1 protein-coding gene is annotated in these 408 nt (G+C 60.8%); it reads left to right on the top strand.

Annotated features, from left to right (window positions below; translation table 11 throughout):
- Positions 1 to 74: 74 nt before the first annotated feature.
- A partial coding sequence (locus BG57_RS31040) for an ATP-binding cassette domain-containing protein (RefSeq protein ID WP_035971182.1) occupies positions 75 to 408 on the top strand: 334 nt, incomplete at its 3' end.

Below are 408 nucleotides of genomic sequence, written 5' to 3'. Positions count from 1 at the left end.
CGAAGACAAGATCGCGAAGATCGCGAAGCGCGGCGGCAAGAAGCCGGCGCGTGCATAAGGCGGAGATTCAGAACATGAGCCAAAAGCAAACACGACTTTCCGTCAAAGGCGTCAACAAGCGCTTCGGCGGCTTGCAGGCTTTGTCGGACGTGGGCCTTCAGATCGAAGAAGGCACGATCTACGGCCTGATCGGCCCGAACGGCGCTGGCAAGACGACGTTCTTCAACGTGATCACCGGCCTCTATACGCCGGACTCGGGCGAATTCAAGCTCGACGGCCAGGCTTATACCCCGACGGCCGTGTATCAGGTGGCGAAGGCAGGCATCGCGCGCACGTTCCAGAACATTCGCCTGTTCGGCGGCATGACCGCGCTGGAAAACGTGATGGTCGGCCGTCACGTGCGCACGA

The sequence above is a fragment of the Caballeronia grimmiae genome, assembly GCF_000698555.1.
Taxonomy (GTDB): Bacteria; Pseudomonadota; Gammaproteobacteria; order Burkholderiales; family Burkholderiaceae; genus Caballeronia; species Caballeronia grimmiae.
The sequence above is the reverse complement of the archived record's forward strand: the minus strand, read 5'-3'. Positions and strand labels throughout refer to the sequence as shown.